The organism is Kribbella sp. NPDC050459 (assembly GCF_040655315.1).
Lineage (GTDB): Bacteria > Actinomycetota > Actinomycetes > Propionibacteriales > Kribbellaceae > Kribbella.
Genome location: NZ_JBFAJQ010000003.1, coordinates 259,038 through 276,308 on the forward strand (window position 1 = coordinate 259,038; position 17,271 = coordinate 276,308).

Below are 17,271 nucleotides of genomic sequence, written 5' to 3' on the forward strand. Positions count from 1 at the left end.
GGGTTCACGGCCGCACCCCCGGCCCGAGCGGTCCGGCCGTCGGAGCGAAGCCGGTCCCGTCGCTGACGCGGCCGTCGACGATGTGCAGGGCTCGGTGGCAGCGAGCGGCAACCGCGTTGTCGTGGGTGACGACGACTACCGCGGCGCCGCGGTACGTGGCCGCGCCGACGAGCAGGTCGATGACCTGGGAGCCGGTGGCGGCGTCCAGTGCGCCCGTCGGCTCGTCGGCGAACACCACTTGCGGCTCCCCGACCAGGGCCCGCGCGATGGCGACCCGCTGGGCCTGACCGCCGGACAGCTCACCGGGCCGGCGGCCCACCTCGGCAGCAAGCCCGACCTGGGCCAGCGTCGTACGCGCCCGTCCGATCGCCTCATGCCGGCTCAGACCATCGACCATGAGCGGAAGGGCGACGTTCTCGTCCGCGGGGAGCTCGGCGAGCAACTGGTTGTCCTGGAACACGAAGCCGAGACGACGGCGGCGCAGGACCGTCCGGGCCGCGTCGTTCAACTGGTCGACACGTTCGCCGCCCAGCCACACCTCGCCCTGGTCCGGCGTGAGGATGCCGGCGAGCACATGCAGCAGGGTGGTCTTGCCGTTACCGCTCGGGCCCATGACCGCAAGCGCTTCGCCGGACCGGACGGCGACGTCGACGCCGGCCAGGCCGACCACGCTGCCGTAGTGCTTGACCAGGCCGTGACCGCTGAGCACGACCTGGGGCTGGGGACTCTGAAAGTTCATACCGCAGAGCCTTCCGGGAACGGCGACGGCGATCGTCGGCCCGCGGACCGGTCTTGCCGTCGCCTTCCGGCACCTTTCGACTGTGCGACGTACGACCCAGGTCGTACGTCAGTCGGTCCGAAACGCCGACGGGTAGGCGTCGCGATAGCTCGGGATCGCGCCCGCCGGCGTCTGCACGGACTCGGCGTTGAGCATCGCGTGCACGATCGCCCGCGACAGGGTCCGCGCGCCGGCGGCGAACACGGTCTCCAGCTGACCGATCGCGGCCGGATCGGTCACGCCCAGCCGCGGCTCGCCGGCCGCACCCGTCGACAGCGCGAAGATGCTGTCGCCGTCGACCAGCGTGTGGATCGGGTCGATCGCCCGGGCCAGACCGTCGTGCGCGATCATCGCCATCCGTTGCGCGGCGGCCTTGTCCAGCGGTACGTCGGTGGCCAGGACGGCGATCACCGTGTTCATCGAGGGCCCGGGGATCAGGTTGCGCCCGGGCGCGGCGGGCGGCGGCGGCTCGACCGGTGTCCGCAGGTGACCGAACTCGGCGCCGAGGCCGAGGCGGGCGCCGTACAGGTTGCCGTCGGCATCCACCGTGGAGCCGGCCGCGTTCACGATCACCAGCGCGCCGACCGTCGTCCCGTCGTCGAGCCGGACGCTCGCGGAACCGACACCGCCCTTCAGGGACCGGGCCCGGGCGCCGGCCCCCGCGCCGTGGTTGCCGAGGGCAACCGGTCCGTCGGTGGCGGCGTCGAACGCGTCCGCTCCCCAGGACGGCTCCGGGCGGGCCTTGAAGTCGCCGCCGCGGGCGAGGTCGAAGATCACCGCGGCCGGCACGATCGGCACCACGTCGTACTCGCCCTGGCCGACGCGGACGCCTTCGCCGCGCTCCTCGAGCCGGTGCATCACGCCGCCGGCGGTGTCGAGCCCGTACGCGCTGCCGCCGGTCAGGACGACCGCGTTCACCCCGCCGTTGGAGTTCACCGGTGCGAGCAGGTCGGTCTCGCGGGTGCCGGGCGCGCCGCCGCGGACGTCGACGCCGGCGACGGCCGTCCCGGGGGCGTAGACGACCGTCGTACCGGTCAGGTACGGCGGGTCGACGCGCTCGACCTGGCCGACCAGGATTCCGGGGACATCGGTGATCGCGTTGTGCGGACCAGGTTGCATGCCGACGATCCTAGAGGTCGCGCAAAGAGGCGGCGCGTAGCAGGTGTCACCTCTTTGCGCGACCTCGAAATGCGGTTGCGGGCCGCACTAGCGTGAAAGCATGAACGCCGATCAGCTCTGTGGTCTGCTGGCCGAACCGTCGAGGTTGCGGACGTACGCCGCGATCGTCCTCGGCGCCTCCACTCCCGAGCAGGTCGCCGGGAGCACGGGGCTCGCCGCGCCGGTCGTGGCGAAGGCGTTGCAGCGGCTGACGAAGGGCGGACTGATCGCGGCCAGCCGGGACGGGTTCACGGCCGACGAGGGCGCGTTCAAGGACGCCGTGCGGGACAGCCGGCCGGAGTGGGTGCCGCTCGATCCCGACCCGGCGCGGGACAACGTGCTGAAGTCGTTCATCCGCGAGGGGCGGTTGACGCACTTCCCGACGTTCCCGGACAAGTACCGGGTCGTGCTCGAGTACATCGTGCAGGACTTCGAGACCGGCCGCGGATACCCCGAGCCCGAGGTCAACGAGATCCTCAACCGCCGGCACCCGGACCACGCGGCCCTGCGCCGCGGTCTCGTCGACGCGCGGCTGCTCAGCCGGAAGAACAGCATCTACACCCGGTCGGCCTGAGCAGGGTGCCAGCTCGACAGGACGTATCCGCCCACGACGCCGGATCGCCGGTGCCGCTGAGCGTGAACTCGGGCAAGCCGGCCGGACACGTCCTGTCGAGCTGCCACATCAGGTGAGGCGGCGGGCGGGCGTGTCTTGCCGCGGTTTCTCGTTCGGAGCGATGCGGACCCGGGTGTCCAGCACGGTGGCGCCCTGGGCGGAGACCAGGACCGAGCGGAGGTCCAGGCGGACCACCTCTTCGAGGTCGAGGGTGAGCCTTGAGACGCGGTGCAGGAGGTTCTCGATGGCGGAGATGTCCACCGGGTCGGAGCCGCGGTAGCCGTACAGCAGCGGGGCCGCCTTGACCTCGCGGACCATCTCGGCCGCGTCCCGCGTGGTCAGCGGCGGCATCCGGTACGAGCGGTCGCCGAGCAGGTCGGTGGCCACGCCGGACAGCCCGAACGTGACGACCGGCCCGAACGACACGTCCTCGATCGTCGAGATCACCACCGGTACGCCGGGCGGCGCCATCTTCTGGACGACGAACTGCGCCCGCCCCGGGTCCGACGCGACCCCGAAGGTGTGGGTCATCTCGGCCCACGCCGCGCGCATGTCGTCCTCGTCGTGGATGTGCCGCCAGATGTCGGCGAGGTCCGGCCGCATCCGCCACTGCTCCGCGGTCGCCTTCAGGATCACCTCGAACCCGAGGTCCGCGGCCCGGTCGACCGCCTCGTCGGCGCTCAGCACCGGGAACGCCGGAAGCACCGAGATGCCGTAGAAGCTCAGCAGCCGCTGCCGATCGGCGTCACCGAGGTCCGCGCCGCCCGGGTGCCGCTGCAGGAACTCCGCGACGAAGTCCTCTCCCCCGGCGGTGTCGATGTCCGGCAGGTCCGGGATCCGGCTGTCCGAGCGGCGCCGCCACTCGGCGTACTGCGTCGCCTTCGCGAGCGCGCCGACGGCGTACTGCGGGTTGAGGAACGAGGGGATCGAACCGCGGGCCGCGCCGCCCTCCTCGTCCGGCACCCGCAGCTGTTCGGGCACGCTGCGGGAGGCGAGGAACGTCGACACCACCGGCTTGTCCGAGCCGGCGGCGGCCGCGGCGAGCACCTGCGCGACCTCGCCGCCGTTCGACTGCACCGGCGGCGTGTAGATCACCACGACCGAGTGCACCTTGTCGTCGGCGAACACCTCCGACAGCGCGAGCCCGAAGTCCGACGCGGTCGCGTCGGGGCTCAGGTTCCGCGGCTCCCCCGCCACGTCCAGGCCGCAGCCGGCCATGGTGTCGAGCGCGAGCAGGGTCAGCGCGTCGGAGTTTGAGACGATCGCAACCCGGCGGCCTTTCGGCAGCGGCTGGTGCGCGAGCAGCTGGGCGACGTCGAACAGCTCACCGGTGGTGTCCACCCCGATCAGGCCGCTCTGCCGGAACATCGACTCGATCGTGGCCGGCGGCAACTGGCTGCGCCGGACCATCTGCCCGACCGGCACGCCCTGCGTCGCCCGGCCCGACTTCAGCGCGATCACCGGCTTGCGGCCGGCCAGCCGCCGGGACACCCGGCTGAACTTACGCGGGTTGCCGAGCGACTCCAGGTACAGCAGGACGACCTCGGTGGCCTCGTCGGAGTACCAGAACTGCATCAGGTCGTTGCCGGACACGTCGGCCCGGTTACCGGCCGAGACGAAACTGGACAGGCCCAGGCCACGACCGACCATGTCGGCCAGGATCGGCACCCCGAGCGCGCCGGACTGGCAGAAGAACGCCACCCGGCCCTTGCTCGGCATCAGCGGTGACAGCGTCGCGTTCAGCGAGACGCCGCTCGCGGTGTTGATCAGCCCGAGCGCGTTCGGCCCGATCACCCGCATGCCGTACGAGCGGGCGAGGCCGACCAGGTACCGCTGCCGCTTGCGCCCCTCGTCGCCGATCTCGGCGAACCCGCTCGAGACCACCACCAGCCCGCGCACGCCCTTGGCGGCACAGTCCAGAACGACGTCCGCGACCATCTCCGCCTTGACCGCGACCACCGCGAGGTCGACCGTGCCGTCGACCTCCCGGATCGTGGGGTACGCCGGGACGCCTTCGATCTGTGTACCGGGGCTGGCCTTGGTGTCGGTGTTCACGGCGTACAACCGGCCCGGGAACCCGCCGTCGCGGAGGTTGCGCAGCAGCGCGTTGCCGATCGTGCCCTCGCGGCGGCTCGCGCCGATCACCGCGACGCTCTGCGGCGTCAGCAGCCGCGCGATCGACAATGCCTCGGAGCGCTGCTCGCGGGCCTGCATCACCCCGAACGACGTGTCGGTCGGCGCGATGTCGAACTCGACCATGATCACGCCGTCCTCGAACTCCCGGGCGACCTTGTAGCCGGCCTCGGTGAAGACCGTGATCATCTTCCGGTTGTCGGGCAGCACCTCGGCGACGAACCGGTGGATGCCGTTCTCGCGGGCGGCCTGGGCGAGGTGCTCGAGGAGCAGCTGGCCCAGCCCGCGGCCCTGGTGCGCGTCCTCGATCAGGAACGCGACCTCCGCCGTCCGGCGGCCGGTGCCCTCGTAGCGGCCGACGCCGATCATCTCGTCACCGACGGTCACGATCAGCGCCAGCCGCTGGTGGTAGTCGACCTGCGTGAACCTCGCCACATCCCGCTCGGACAATTCGGGATACGGGGCGAAGAAGCGGTAGTACTTCGACTGTTCGGACACCCGGGCGTAGAACGCCACCAGCAGGCCCGCATCGGCCGGGGCGATCGGGCGCAGGTGCGCGGTCGCGCCGTCCCGCAGGACGACGTCGGCCTCGTACTCCGCCGGATAGCCGTCCGGCAGCTGCTGGTCATACTGGTCCGGCACCTGGCAAGCGTACTCAAACCCACCCGGTGGAGGTGATGAATTTGGTCGAGCGGATCGCGCCCGTGCTGGTGTTCCTGATCGCTGTGACCGTCATCGCCGAGCTGGCCGACCAGGCCAAGGTCTTCGACGTCGCGGCCCGCGAGGCGGCGCACCTGGCGCGCGGCCGGGTGTGGCGGCTCTGGCTGCTCGTCGTCGCGCTCGCCACCGGCCTCACGATCGTGCTGTCGCTCGACACCTGCGCGGTGCTGCTGACCCCGGTCGTGCTCTCGATGGCCCGCCAGCTCGGCATCCCGCCGAAGCTCTTCGCGTTCACCACCGTCTGGCTGGCCGGGACGGCGTCGCTCCTGCTCCCGGTGTCCAACCTCACGAACCTGCTCGCTCTGCATCCGTTCCGCCAGCTGGACGTCAGTTACCTGTCGGTGAGCTGGCGCCCGGCGATCGCGGCGATCCTGATCACCGTCGCGGTGCTCGCGGTGCTGTTCCACCGCGACCTCCCGCGCCGGTACCTCGTCCCGCCGACACCGGCGGTCGACGACAAGGTCCTGTTCTGGGGCTCCGCGGCCGTCTGCCTGCTGCTGGGCCCGGCGTTCGTCTCGGGTATCGAGGTCGCGTGGCCGGCGAGTATCGGGGCCGTCGTCCTGGTCGTGCTCTTCGCGGTGCGGCGGCGCAGCGTGCTCAGGTGGTCGCTGGTCCCGATCAAGCTCGTCGGCACCGTCGTGGTGCTGTTCACCGTCGTCGGGTTCCTCAGTTCACACGGGCTCGAGGACATCCTGCGCCGCATCGCCGGGACCACCTCCGAGCTCCGGCTGAGCGCGACCGCCGCCCTCGGGGCGAACCTCTTCGACAACCTCCCGGCGTACCTCGCCATGGAGCCGGTCGCCGCGGACAGCCCGCACCGCATGCTCGCGCTGCTCATCGGCGTCAACTGCGGCTGCCTGCTGACCCTGTGGGGTTCGCTCGCCACGCTGCTGTGGAGGGCGCGCTGCGACACCGCCCGGGTCGACATCTCGTGGTGGTCGTTCCTGTGGCGCGGACTGATCCTCACGCCACTCGTAGTGACCGGAGCCGTTCTCGCGCTGAATGGGTAATGTGCGCTGCATGGCGACGGAGCAGAGCACTTCGGCGGTCACCCGGGAGTTCCGGGACGCGCGGGACTTCCTGGTGGCGCATCGCGACGACTACGAGACGGCGTACCGGGACTTCCGCTGGCCGGCGTTCGAGCGGTTCAACTGGGCGCGCGACTGGTTCGACGCGCTCGCCGTCGAGCAGCCCGAGGTGGCGGCGCTGACGATCGTCGAGGAGGACGGCGAGGTCAACGGGCGGACGTACGCCGAGATGGCCGAGCGGTCCCGCCGGGTGGCCGGCTGGCTGACCGAGGCCGGCTTGCGGCCGGGCGACCGCGTGCTCATCGTGCTGGGCAACCAGGTCGAGCTGTGGGAGACCATGCTCGGCTGCATCCGGGCGGGGGCCGTCATGATCCCCGCGACCACGCTGCTCACCGACGCCGACCTCGCGGACCGGATCTCCCGCGGCAACGTCCGCGCCGTCGTCACCAGCGGCGCCGACGCCGGCCGGTACGCCGGGATCGCGGACCACTGCATCCGGGTGGCCGTCGGCGAGCCCGCCGAGGGGTGGCTGCGCTACGCCGACTCGCTGACCTACGACGGCCCGGTTCCGACGGTCGACACTGCGGCCGACGACTCGCTGCTGCTGTACTTCACGTCCGGTACGACGAGCCAGCCGAAGCTGGTCGAGCACACGCAGGTCAGCTACCCGGTCGGTCATCTCTCGACGATGTACTGGATCGGTCTGCAGCCCGGCGACGTCCACCTGAACGTGTCGTCGCCCGGCTGGGCGAAGCACTCGTGGAGCAACGTGTTCGCCCCGTGGAACGCGGGCGCGACCGTCTTCCTCTACAACTACACGCGGTTCAACGCCGAGAAGATGCTGCAGGTGCTGCAGGAGTACGTCGTCACCACGTTCTGCGCACCGCCGACGGTGTGGCGGATGCTGATCCAGGCCGACCTGTCCGCGGTCGACGTCCTGATCCGCGAGTGCATCTCGGCCGGCGAACCGCTGAACCCGGAGGTGATCGAGCAGGTCCGGGCCGCCTGGGGCGTCACGATCCGGGACGGCTACGGCCAGACCGAGACGACCGCACAGATCGGCAACCCGCCCGGCCAGCCGGTGAAGCTCGGCTCGATGGGCCGCCCGCTGCCCGGGTACAGCATCGCGCTGATCGACCCGGCGACCGACGAGATCGGCGACGACGGCGAGATCTGCATCGAGCTCGCGCCCGCGCCCGTCCCGCTGATGCGCGGGTACCGCGACGCGCCGGGGCTCACCGACGAGGTGATGCGCAACGGGTACTACCACACCGGCGACGTCGCGAGCCGGGACGAGGACGGCTACATCACCTACGTCGGCCGCTCCGACGACGTGTTCAAGGCCAGCGACTACCGCATCTCGCCGTTCGAGCTGGAGTCGGTGCTGATCGAGCACCCGGCGGTCGCCGAGGCCGCCGTCGTGCCGTCGCCCGACCCGGTGCGCCTCGCCGTGCCGAAGGCGTACGTCGTGCTCGCGGCCGGGCACGAGCCGTCCCGGGAGCTGGCCGGCGAGATCCTCGCGTTCTGCCGCGAGCACCTGGCGCCGTACAAGCGGATCCGGCGGCTCGAGTTCGCCGAGCTGCCGAAGACGATCTCGGGCAAGATCCGCCGGGTCGAGCTGCGCGCGGACGAGGCGGCGAAGGTGGAGAGCGGGACCGGCGGCCAGACGTACGACGAGTCCGACTTCCGGTAAGTGTCCTTCCATACCGGGCTCGGCTGGGCCGCCGTCGTCGTCCTGCCGCTGCTGATCGCGCTCGGGGTCGTGGCGTCGCGGTACGCCGGGCTCCGGCACGACAAGGGCATCGTCACGGCGGCGTTGCGCGCTGTCGTGCAGCTCGCCGCCGTCGGGGCCGTCGTCGGGGTCGCGCTGCAGCACACCCTCGGCGCGATCGCGTTCGTCCTGCTGATGTTCGTGGTCGCGACCGTGACGAGCACCCGCCGGATCCAGCACACCGTGCGCGTCCCCCGCCAGTGGGCGTACTGCGCGGCGTCGATCGGCAGCGGCGCGTTCGTCGTACTGCTGCTCCTGATCCTGCCCGGTGTCGTCCCGCGGAACCCGGCGAGCATCCTGCCGATGGGCGGGATCATCGTCGGCGGGGCGATGACCGCGACCACCCTGGCCGGCCGCCGGGTGCTCAGCGAGTACCGCAACCGCTACGGCGAGTTCGAGGCGGGACTGTCGATCGGGCTGCTGCAGCCGGACGCGTTCAAGCTCGTCGCCGGGCCGGTCGCGGGGGACGCGTTGCTGCCCGCGCTCGACCAGACCCGGACCGTCGGCCTCGTCACGCTGCCCGGCGCGTTCGTCGGCATGGTTCTCGGCGGCGCCTCACCGACGCAGGCGGCCGCGCTCCAGCTGGTCGTCCTGATCGGGCTGGTGGCCGCCGAGGCGCTGGCGATCCTGGTGCTCACCGAGCTGCTGGCGCGCTCGGCCCTTCCGGACGGGCGTACGGTTTCCCCATGAACGACGACAAGAGCATCTTCAGCCGGATCGACGAGCTGGTGTCCGAGGAGCACGAGCTGCGCTCGAAGAACGCCGCGGGACAGGTCGACAACGCCGACGAGCAGACCCGGCTCCGGGCGCTCGAGGTCGAGCTGGACCAGTGCTGGGACCTGCTCCGCCAGCGCCGCGCCAAGCGCGAGTTCGGCGAGAACCCCGACGACGCGCAGGCCCGCTCGAGCGACACCGTCGAGGGCTACCTGAACTAGAAACCCCTCAGTTTCCCGGGAGTGATCCGGACCAGCACCGAGTAGTCCTGGTGGAACTGGTCCGGAGTCATTCCGAGGCCGGCGATGTCCGCGGCGTACTTCGCGTTGTACGCCGCCAGCGCCGCGCCGCCGATCGGCTCCGCGTCGATCACCGCCGTCCCGGAGATCACGCCCACGGCTCCCCCGGTGTGCGTCGCGTTGAAGTGCACCGCGACCTGCGGATGGGCGGCGATGTTGCGCAGCTTCGCCGTGCCGGGCTGACTGCTGATCAGCAGCTCGTCGTCGTGCCAGAGGAACCACACCGGTGTCGGCGCCGGCGTCCCCGACGGGGCCACGGTGGTCAGCCAGATCACCCGCTCGTCACCCAGCTGCTGCGCGATCCGCTGACCGAACCCGGTGGAAGTGTCGATCGTGAACATCGGTGCCCTTCAGGAGGTCGGTCCGAGACGGCCCCACTCGATCGCCGGGCAGTGATCCATCACCATCATGAGACCCGCGGCCGTCGTCCGTGCGTAGGCGTCCTGATCCACTACATCGAGCTGGAACCACACGGCCTGGGCGTTGATTCCCACCGCCTGGTCCGCGATCGCCCCGGCCAGTTCGGAGCGCACGAACACGTCCACACAGTCCACCGCGAACGGGATCTCCGCAAGCGTCGCGTACCCCTGCTCGCCGTGGACCGTCTCCGCCGCGGGATGCACCGGCACGATCCGCTTCCCGTGCCCCTGCAGGAACCGCCCCACGCCGTACGCCGCCCGGCTGGTGTTGTTCGAGAGCCCGACCACGGCCCAGGTGTCGCACTCGGCCAGGATCCTGCGGATCGCCTCGTCCATCACTAGCCCCTCAGGTAAGTCAGTACCGCGGACACGCGCCGGTCCAGTCCATCATCCAGCTGCAGCTTCGCGAAGATGTTGCCGACGTGTTTGCGGACGGCGGCCTCGCTCACCACGAGCTGCTCGGCGATCGACGCGTTCACCCGCCCTTCGGCCATCCGCGCGAGCACCTCCAGCTCGCGCGGTGTGAGCGCTGACAGCGGCCCGTCGTTGCGCCGGCGGGCGAGCAGCTGCCGGACGACCTCGGGGTCGACCACGGTTCCGCCGTCCGCGACGCGGTCGAGCGACTCGAGGAACTCCGCGACATGGCCGACCCGGTCCTTCAGCAGGTACCCGATGCCACCGGTCGTTGACTCGAGCAACGACGAGAGATAGGCGTCGGCGACGTACTGCGAGAGCACCAGGATGCCGATCGCGGGCAGCTCGGCCCGGATCGCCGCCGCCGCGCGCAGCCCTTCGTCGCTGTGCCCGGGCGGCATTCGTACGTCGGTGATCACCACGTCGGGCGGATCCTTGCGGACGACGGCCAGCAGCGTGTCCGCGTCCCCCACGGTGTCCCGTACCTCGTGCCCGGCGCGATCCAGGATGCTGGCCAGGCCCTCGCGGAGGAGCAGCGAGTCTTCGGCCAGCACGATGCTCAGTCGCCGAGTCGGCACGGGCACTCCATTCGCAGTCGGGTCGGCCCACCGGGTGGGCTGTCGACGTCGAGTGTGCCTCCCAGGGCGTCCAACCGCGTCACGAGCCCGGTCAGACCGGTCCCGGCACCGAGTCGCGCACCCCCGACGCCGTTGTCCTGGATCGTGATGACGAGCCGGTCGCGGTCGACCCGGCCGGACACCTCGCACGTGGAGGCCTGGGCGTGTTTCGCGACGTTCGCCAGTGCTTCGCTGACGACGAAGTACGCCGCAGCCTCGATCGGCCCCGGCAGGCGCGCCGCGATCGACAGCTGCAGCGTGACCGGCAGCGGCATCCGGTCGGCCACCTCCTGGACGGCAGCCTCGAGCCCGTGATCCACCAGCACCCGCGGATGAATGCCTCGGACCGCGGCCCGCAGGTCCGCCAGCGCCGCCTCGGCCTCGGCGTGCGCCTTCACCACCAGGCGCCGCCCCTCGCCGTCCGGCAGATCCAGCTCGGCCAGGCCCAGTGTCATGGTGAGCCCGACGAGCCGCTGCTGGACCCCGTCGTGCAGGTGCCGTTCGATCCGCACCCGCTCGGTCTCGAACGCGTCGACCAGATCCAGCCGGGAACGGCGCAGCTCGGCGAGATTGCGTTGCAGCTCCTCCTGCCGCGGGCCGAGCATGGCCTTCGCGAGGGACGCCTGGGCGCCCGCGACGACCCCGATCAGGTACGAGCTGACGACGTAGAACACCGGTCCGAACAGCAGCAGGAACAGCAGTCCTTCCCGCGCCGTGTCCATCGTCCACGGCCCCATTCCCATCTGGTCCCCGTCCGCGATGACCGGCGCCGCGAGCGTCGTCACCAGCACGGTCGCGCTGATCCCGGCGAAGAGGGCACTCAGCGGCCAGACGACGGTGCCGAGCACGAAGCCGTACCCCAGCGCCCGCATCGACGCCTGCTCCCGCCTGCGGAACGTGAGCTTCGCCCGGGACGTCAGCCCGGCCGGCAGCTTCGCGTGCGGGCTCTTGATGCCGTCGAGCAGCATCAGCCCGGCCCGGCGCCGCTCCACCGAGCCGATCGCCGCGCCGATCAGCGGGAACGCCGTCAGCATCAGGATCCCGATCAGGATCGGGCTCAGCAGCGCGCTCAGCCCGGCCAGCCCGACCAGGACCACGATCGACACCATGCCGATCGGCACGGACGTGAACAGGTACGCATAGCTCCGCCACGGCCACGAGGAGATCAGGTAGCGCGGCGACGCCAACGCGGCCCACACGGTCATGCCTCAACCCTAGGGCGGCGGCCGTCCGCCGGGCGGTAGCGTGCGCGCTACTCCAGGTCTCCCGCGCAGGCCAGGGCGCGAACCGTCGTACGGCGGTTGGCTGGCTACATGACCGCTACCGCGCCCATGTACACCGCCTCCACGCCGATCGAGCCGCCTGCTCTGGTGCTGGACGGAATCACCAAGACGTACCGTTCCAAGGCGGGAGCGGTCGACGCGCTGCGCGGGGTGACCTATCACTTCGCGCGGGGCTCGTTCACCGCGGTGATGGGCCCGTCGGGCTCCGGCAAGTCGACGCTGCTGCAGTGCGCGGCGGGGCTCGACCAGCCGACCACGGGGACCGTCGTACTCAACGGAGTCACGCTGCTCGGGCTGAACGAGGTCGAGCTCACGAAGCTGCGCCGGGCCGAGATGGGGTTCGTGTTCCAGGCGTACAACCTGCTGCCGTCGCTGACCGTGTACGACAACGTGGCGCTGCCGCTGCGGCTGACCGGTCGCCGCCCGGCGCGCAGCGACGTACTGCGCGTGCTGGAGCAGGTCGGTCTGGACGGGAAGGCGAAGCGGCGGCCGGCCGAGCTGTCCGGCGGTCAGCAGCAGCGTGTCGCGATCGCGCGGGCGCTGATCACCCGGCCGTCGGTGTTCTTCGCCGACGAGCCGACCGGCGCGCTGGACAGTGGCACCAGCCGCCAGGTCCTCGGGCTGTTGAGAGAGGCAACCGACCGAGCCAGGCAGACCGTGGTGATGGTCACCCACGACCCGGTCGCGGCGGCGTACGCCGAGCGGGTGCTGTTCTTGTCCGACGGACTTCTCGCCGGCCACCTCGACCGTGCCACGCCCGCGCAGATCGCGGCGGCGATGAGCGAGCTGGAGCGGTGATGTTCTCGCTCAGCCGGCAGACCGTCCGCCGGAACTGGTCGCTGTACGCCGGATCGTTCGTCGCGCTGGCGGTCGGGGTGTTCCTGCTCGGGCTGGCCGCGACCGCAACGGCCGCGACGGTCGCGTACCACGGACCCGCCTCGGCGAGTATCGCCGTGACCACGCTCGGCGGCGACGGTACGCCGCCCGAGCGGGTCAAGGTGCCGCTGTCGGACGCGGACGTGTCCGGTTTGCAGACCGTGCTCAGCATGGTCGGCACGCTCTGCGGGTTCATCACGATCTTCGTGATCGCCAGCACGTTCGCGTTCGCCGTCGCGTCGCGGCGGCGCGAGCTCGGGCTGCTGAGGCTGATCGGCGCGACGCCGCGGCAGATCCGGCGGATGGTGCTCGACGAGGCACTCGTCGTCGCGCTCGCCGCTTCGCTCACCGGGGCGTTCTTCGCCCAGCTCGCGACGCCGGTGCTGCTGCGCAAGGCGTCGTACACCGAGCTGGCGCCGGTGAAGCTCGAACCGGCGTCGCCTTGGGTTCCGCTCGCCATCGCGGTCGGGGCCGGGTTGCTCGTTGCGATGCTCGGCGCCCGTTCGGCGGCGCGGCGGGCGGCGCGGGTCGCACCGGTCGACGCGCTCCGCGAGGCCGCGCTGGAGCCGCCGCGGATCGGGCCGGTGCGGGTCGTGTTCGGGGTGGTGTTCCTGGCCGGCGCGGTCGCGATGCTGACGCTGATCCGGCCGTCGAGCGGCGAGGGCGCCGTACCGCTCGCGATGTTCACGCCGATGGTGCTGGTGATCGCGCTGACGCTGCTCGCACCCCTCGTCGTGCCGCCTGTGGCACGCCTTTGGGCAGTCCCCGTCGTGGCGTGGACCCAGGTGTCGGGCCGGTTGGCGCGCAGCAACGTGCTCGCCGCACCGCGGCGGAGCGCGTCCCTGGCCGCGCCCATCCTGGCGATCTCAGCGATCGCCGGCTCGATGGTGCTCAGCCTGAGTTTCGCCGCCGACAGTGCCGAGGCGACGATCCGTGATGCTGTTCGCGCCCCGATCGTGGTGACCGGAGCACCACCTCTCGACGGCCCCGGAGTGGAAGCGGTTGATGCTGGGCTGCCTGTTCAGATGGTGCGGGTTGCGGCGGATTACGCGGAGCTGGAGGACGCGGAAGGAATCGATCCGGAGATCGCCTCGCGGACGCGGGATCTGCGCGTGCTGTCCGGTGACCTCGGGAAGCTCTCCGGGAACACTGTTGCCGTCAGCAAGGAGATGTCGGGGTTCGAGGGGTATCGGGTCGGCGACGAGGTCTCGGTGGTGTTCCTGGACCGGGCGGCGGTCAAGCTGCGGGTGGTCGCGGTCGTGAAGGACGCGTTCGGGGTGAACCCGTCGTTCCTGATCCCGCTCGACGTCGCGCGTCAGCACTCACCGGGCGCGCAGGTCGAGCGCAGCTTCGTGCTGCCGGCCGACGGCACCGACCCCGCCGAGCTCGTACGGCGGATCCCCGGCGCGCAACTGGCGACCGGCTGGGAGGCGGACCAGGCCGTCGGCGTACGGAAAGGAAACCAGCTCGGGCTGGTCATGCTCCTCGGCCCGGCCGCGCTCTACAGCGCCATCGCGATCGCCAACACGCTGCTCATGGGGAGCCTGCAGCGCCGGCGGGAGTTCGTCACGTCCCGGTTGCTCGGAGCGACGCCGGCGCAGATCCGGCGGATGGTGCTCTGGGAGTCCGCCCTGGTCGGCGCGGTCGCGCTGAGTCTCGGGACCGCGATCACGGTCGCCGTCGGGATCCTGATCCGGCACGCGATGACGGCGGGCGTGGCCGACGTACCCGTCACGGTGCCGTGGGGCGTGCTGCTGGGGATCGGCGCGCTTTGTCTGACCCTGGCGGTAGGGTCCGCTCTGGCCCCGACGACGTACATCCTGCGCCGGTCACAGCCCGCTGCAGCGGTCGAGTAATGCTGGACCAGACCGCTCAGCGGCCGGAGATCGGACGCCGGGCGGGTCGTGGCCGGGCAAACCGCCGTTCACCAGGGACAATGGGCACGGCGCCGACCGTCGCGGCGCCGGACCGCTTGATCGAGGAGTTCGTAGACCCGCATGGCACGCCGTACCAGCACCGCCGAACCCGAGGACTTCGAGGAGCACATCCTCGACATCGACGTCTCCGACGAGATGCGCACCAGCTACCTGGAGTACGCCTACTCGGTGATCTACTCCCGGGCGCTGCCGGACGCGCGGGACGGGCTGAAGCCGGTCCAGCGGCGGATCCTGTTCTCGATGGCGGAGAACAACATCCGCCCGGACCGCGGCCATGTGAAGTCGGCCCGCGTGGTCGGCGAGGTGATGGGTAAGTACCACCCGCACGGCGACGGCGCGATCTACGACGCCCTGGTCCGGACCGCTCAACCATGGTCCATGCGCGTCCCCCTGATCGACGGACATGGCAACTTTGGAAGTTTGGACGATGGTCCGGCGGCCATGCGCTACACGGAATGCCGGATGGCGCCGCCGGCGATGGCGATGACCACCGGGCTGGACGAGGACGTCGTCGACTTCAAGCCGAACTACGACGGCCAGGAGACCGAGCCGTACGTACTGCCGGCCGCCTTCCCGAACCTGCTCGTCAACGGCGCTGCCGGGATCGCGGTCGGGATGGCCACCAACATGGCCCCGCACAACCTGGTCGAGGTGATCCAGGCGCTGCGGCACCTGATCAAGACGCCGGAGGCCGACCTCGACGACCTGATGCGGTTCGTCCCCGGGCCGGACCTGCCGACCGGCGGCAAGATCGTCGGCCTGGAAGGCATCAAGGACGCCTACGCGAGCGGCCGCGGCAGCTTCAAGATGCGCGCCACCGCCCGGATCGAGAACGTCACCCCGCGCCGCAAGGGCATCGTGGTCACCGAGCTGCCGTACTCGGTCGGCCCGGAGAAGGTGATCGAGAAGATCAAGACCCTGGTGCAGAGCAAGAAGCTCCAGGGCATCGCCGACATCAAGGACCTCACCGATCGCACCCACGGCACCCAGCTGGTGATCGAGGTCAAGAACGGGTTCGTCCCGGAGGCCCTCCTCGAGCAGCTCTACAAGCTGACCCCGCTCGAGGACGCGTTCCACGTCAACAACGTCTGCCTGGTCGAGGGCCAGCCGCGCACGCTCGGCCTCAAGGAGCTGCTCGGGGTCTACCTCGAGCACCGGTACGACGTGACCCGGCGGCGCAGCGAGTTCCGCCGGAAGAAGGCGCAGGACCGGCTGCACATCGTCGACGGCCTGCTGATCGCGATCCTGGACATCGACGAGGTCATCCAGGTGATCCGCAGCAGCGAGGACTCGGCCGAGGCGCGGTCCCGGCTGATCGAGATCTACGACCTGTCCGAGATCCAGGCGAACTACATCCTGGACATGCCGCTGCGCCGGCTGACGAAGTACTCCAAGCTCGAGCTGGAGACCGAGAAGGGCGAGCTGGAGCGCGAGATCGAGGCGCTGACCGCGATCATCGAGGACCCGCAGCTGCTCCGCAAGATGGTCTCCGACGAGCTCGCCGAGGTCGCGAAGACGTACGGGACGCCGCGCCGGACCGTGCTGCTGGAGTCGTCCGGTGCGACCAAGACGGCCGCCGTGCCGCTCGAGGTCAGCGACGACCCCTGCTGGATCCTGATGAGCTCGACCGGGCTGCTCGCGCGCACGAACGGCGTGGAGCCGTTCGGTTCCAGCGAGTCGCGCGCGAAGCACGACGCGATCGTGTCCGCGGTGAAGAGCACCGCCCGCGGTCAGTACGGCCTGGTCACCAGCGCCGGCCGGTTGATCCGGCTCGAGTCGCTCGACCTGCCCGCCGTCCCAACGACCGCGAACGCGCCGAACCTGCAGGGCGGCGCGCCGATCGCCGAGTTCGTGTCGCTGGAGCCGGGTGAGCGGGCGCTGGCACTGACCACGATGGATCCCGACTCGGTCGGTGTCGCGCTCGGGACCGCGGGCGGCGTCGTGAAGCGCGTCGTTCCGGACCACCTGAGCAACCGCGACTCGTGGGAGATCGTCGGGCTGAAGGACGGCGACCAGGTCGTCGGGGCGATCGAGCTGACCACCGGCGAGGAGGAGCTCTGCTTCATCACGTCGGACGCCCAGCTGCTGCACTTCCCGGCGTCCGCCGTGCGGCCGCAGGGCCGGACCGCGGGCGGTATGGCCGGCGTCCGGCTCGCCGCGACGGCGAAGGTGGTCTTCTTCGGCGCCGTCGACACCGCGCGCGAGGCGCAGGTGGTGACCATCGCCGGCTCGTCGTCGGCGCTGCCGGGGACCGAGGTCGGCGCGGTGAAGGTGACGCCGTTCAGCGAGTACCCGGCCAAGGGCCGCGGGACCGGCGGTGTGCGCTGCCAGCGGCTGCTGAAGGGCGAGGACGGGCTCCTGCTCGGGTACATCGGCACCGCGCCGGTGAAGGCCAGCGCGAGCAGCGGCGCACCGGTGGAGCTGCCGCCTGTCGACATGCGGCGGGACGGCTCCGGCGTGCCCGTGGCGCAGCCCATCGCTGCGTGCGCTTCCGATCTGGCAGGCTGACTC

Annotated in this window: 15 protein-coding genes; 8 read left to right on the plus strand and 7 right to left on the minus strand. The window is 71.0% G+C overall.

Annotated elements, in window-relative coordinates:
* Positions 1–4: 4 nt before the first annotated feature.
* Both AB0I12_RS12420 and AB0I12_RS12425 read right to left on the minus strand, forming a co-directional pair.
* Complete coding sequence (locus tag AB0I12_RS12420) at positions 5–739, minus strand: ABC transporter ATP-binding protein (protein WP_359928420.1); 735 nt, start codon at positions 737–739, stop codon at positions 5–7.
* Positions 740–847: 108 nt separating this feature from the next.
* Positions 848–1,897 (minus strand): P1 family peptidase, encoded by a 1,050-nt coding sequence (locus AB0I12_RS12425; RefSeq protein ID WP_359928423.1) that lies wholly within the window; start codon positions 1,895–1,897, stop codon positions 848–850.
* Positions 1,898–1,997: 100 nt separating this feature from the next.
* On the opposite strand from AB0I12_RS12425, the gene AB0I12_RS12430 reads away from it, so the two are divergent.
* Positions 1,998–2,510, plus strand: a complete 513-nt coding sequence (locus AB0I12_RS12430) for a DUF2087 domain-containing protein (RefSeq protein ID WP_359928426.1) — start codon at positions 1,998–2,000, stop codon at positions 2,508–2,510.
* Positions 2,511–2,618: 108 nt separating this feature from the next.
* Here the strand turns inward: AB0I12_RS12430 and AB0I12_RS12435 are convergent, their stop codons facing one another.
* Complete coding sequence (locus AB0I12_RS12435; RefSeq protein WP_359928429.1) at positions 2,619–5,324, minus strand: GNAT family N-acetyltransferase; 2,706 nt, start codon at positions 5,322–5,324, stop codon at positions 2,619–2,621.
* A gap of 35 nt (positions 5,325–5,359) precedes the next feature.
* Here AB0I12_RS12435 and AB0I12_RS12440 point away from each other — a divergent pair, with 35 nt between their 5' ends.
* The 4 genes from AB0I12_RS12440 to AB0I12_RS12455 are packed head-to-tail and all read left to right on the plus strand — an operon-like array spanning position 5,360 to position 9,136.
* On the plus strand, positions 5,360–6,412 hold the full coding sequence (locus tag AB0I12_RS12440; protein ID WP_359928432.1) for an SLC13 family permease: 1,053 nt from the start codon (positions 5,360–5,362) through the stop codon (positions 6,410–6,412).
* Between the two features lie 10 nt (positions 6,413–6,422).
* Entirely contained in the window at positions 6,423–8,123 is a 1,701-nt protein-coding gene (locus tag AB0I12_RS12445; RefSeq protein ID WP_359928435.1) for an AMP-binding protein, read from the plus strand.
* The gene (locus AB0I12_RS12450; protein WP_359928438.1) at positions 8,124–8,891 is read left to right on the plus strand and encodes an ABC transporter permease; all 768 of its coding nucleotides are present in this window, start codon (positions 8,124–8,126) and stop codon (positions 8,889–8,891) included.
* Positions 8,888–9,136: a DUF2630 family protein gene (locus AB0I12_RS12455; RefSeq protein ID WP_359928440.1), complete on the plus strand. Its 249-nt coding sequence runs from the start codon at positions 8,888–8,890 to the stop codon at positions 9,134–9,136. Before AB0I12_RS12450 ends, AB0I12_RS12455 begins: the two co-directional genes overlap by 4 nt.
* Here the strand turns inward: AB0I12_RS12455 and AB0I12_RS12460 are convergent.
* The 4 genes from AB0I12_RS12460 to AB0I12_RS12475 are packed head-to-tail and all read right to left on the minus strand — an operon-like array spanning position 9,133 to position 11,869.
* Positions 9,133–9,555, minus strand: coding sequence for a TIGR03667 family PPOX class F420-dependent oxidoreductase (locus AB0I12_RS12460; RefSeq protein WP_359928443.1), 423 nt, complete (start codon positions 9,553–9,555; stop codon positions 9,133–9,135). The genes AB0I12_RS12455 and AB0I12_RS12460 overlap by 4 nt on opposite strands.
* A gap of 9 nt (positions 9,556–9,564) precedes the next feature.
* Positions 9,565–9,969 carry a CoA-binding protein gene (locus AB0I12_RS12465; protein WP_359928445.1) on the minus strand — a complete coding sequence of 135 codons (405 nt, stop codon included), beginning with the start codon at positions 9,967–9,969 and terminating at the stop codon, positions 9,565–9,567.
* Positions 9,970–9,971: 2 nt separating this feature from the next.
* Positions 9,972–10,625: a response regulator transcription factor gene (locus AB0I12_RS12470; protein ID WP_359928446.1), complete on the minus strand. Its 654-nt coding sequence runs from the start codon at positions 10,623–10,625 to the stop codon at positions 9,972–9,974.
* Complete coding sequence (locus AB0I12_RS12475) at positions 10,607–11,869, minus strand: sensor domain-containing protein (RefSeq protein ID WP_359928449.1); 1,263 nt, start codon at positions 11,867–11,869, stop codon at positions 10,607–10,609. Before AB0I12_RS12475 ends, AB0I12_RS12470 begins: the two co-directional genes overlap by 19 nt.
* A 108-nt stretch (positions 11,870–11,977) precedes the next feature.
* On the opposite strand from AB0I12_RS12475, the gene AB0I12_RS12480 reads away from it, so the two are divergent.
* The 3 genes from AB0I12_RS12480 (at position 11,978) to AB0I12_RS12490 (ending at position 17,268) form a co-directional block, all read left to right on the plus strand.
* Positions 11,978–12,745, plus strand: a complete 768-nt coding sequence (locus AB0I12_RS12480; protein WP_359928452.1) for an ABC transporter ATP-binding protein — start codon at positions 11,978–11,980, stop codon at positions 12,743–12,745.
* Complete coding sequence (locus AB0I12_RS12485; RefSeq protein ID WP_359928455.1) at positions 12,745–14,679, plus strand: ABC transporter permease; 1,935 nt, start codon at positions 12,745–12,747, stop codon at positions 14,677–14,679. The genes AB0I12_RS12480 and AB0I12_RS12485 overlap by 1 nt, the downstream gene beginning before the upstream one ends.
* Positions 14,680–14,820: 141 nt before the next feature.
* Complete coding sequence (locus tag AB0I12_RS12490) at positions 14,821–17,268, plus strand: DNA topoisomerase (ATP-hydrolyzing) (protein WP_359928458.1); 2,448 nt, start codon at positions 14,821–14,823, stop codon at positions 17,266–17,268.
* Positions 17,269–17,271 lie beyond the last annotated feature (3 nt).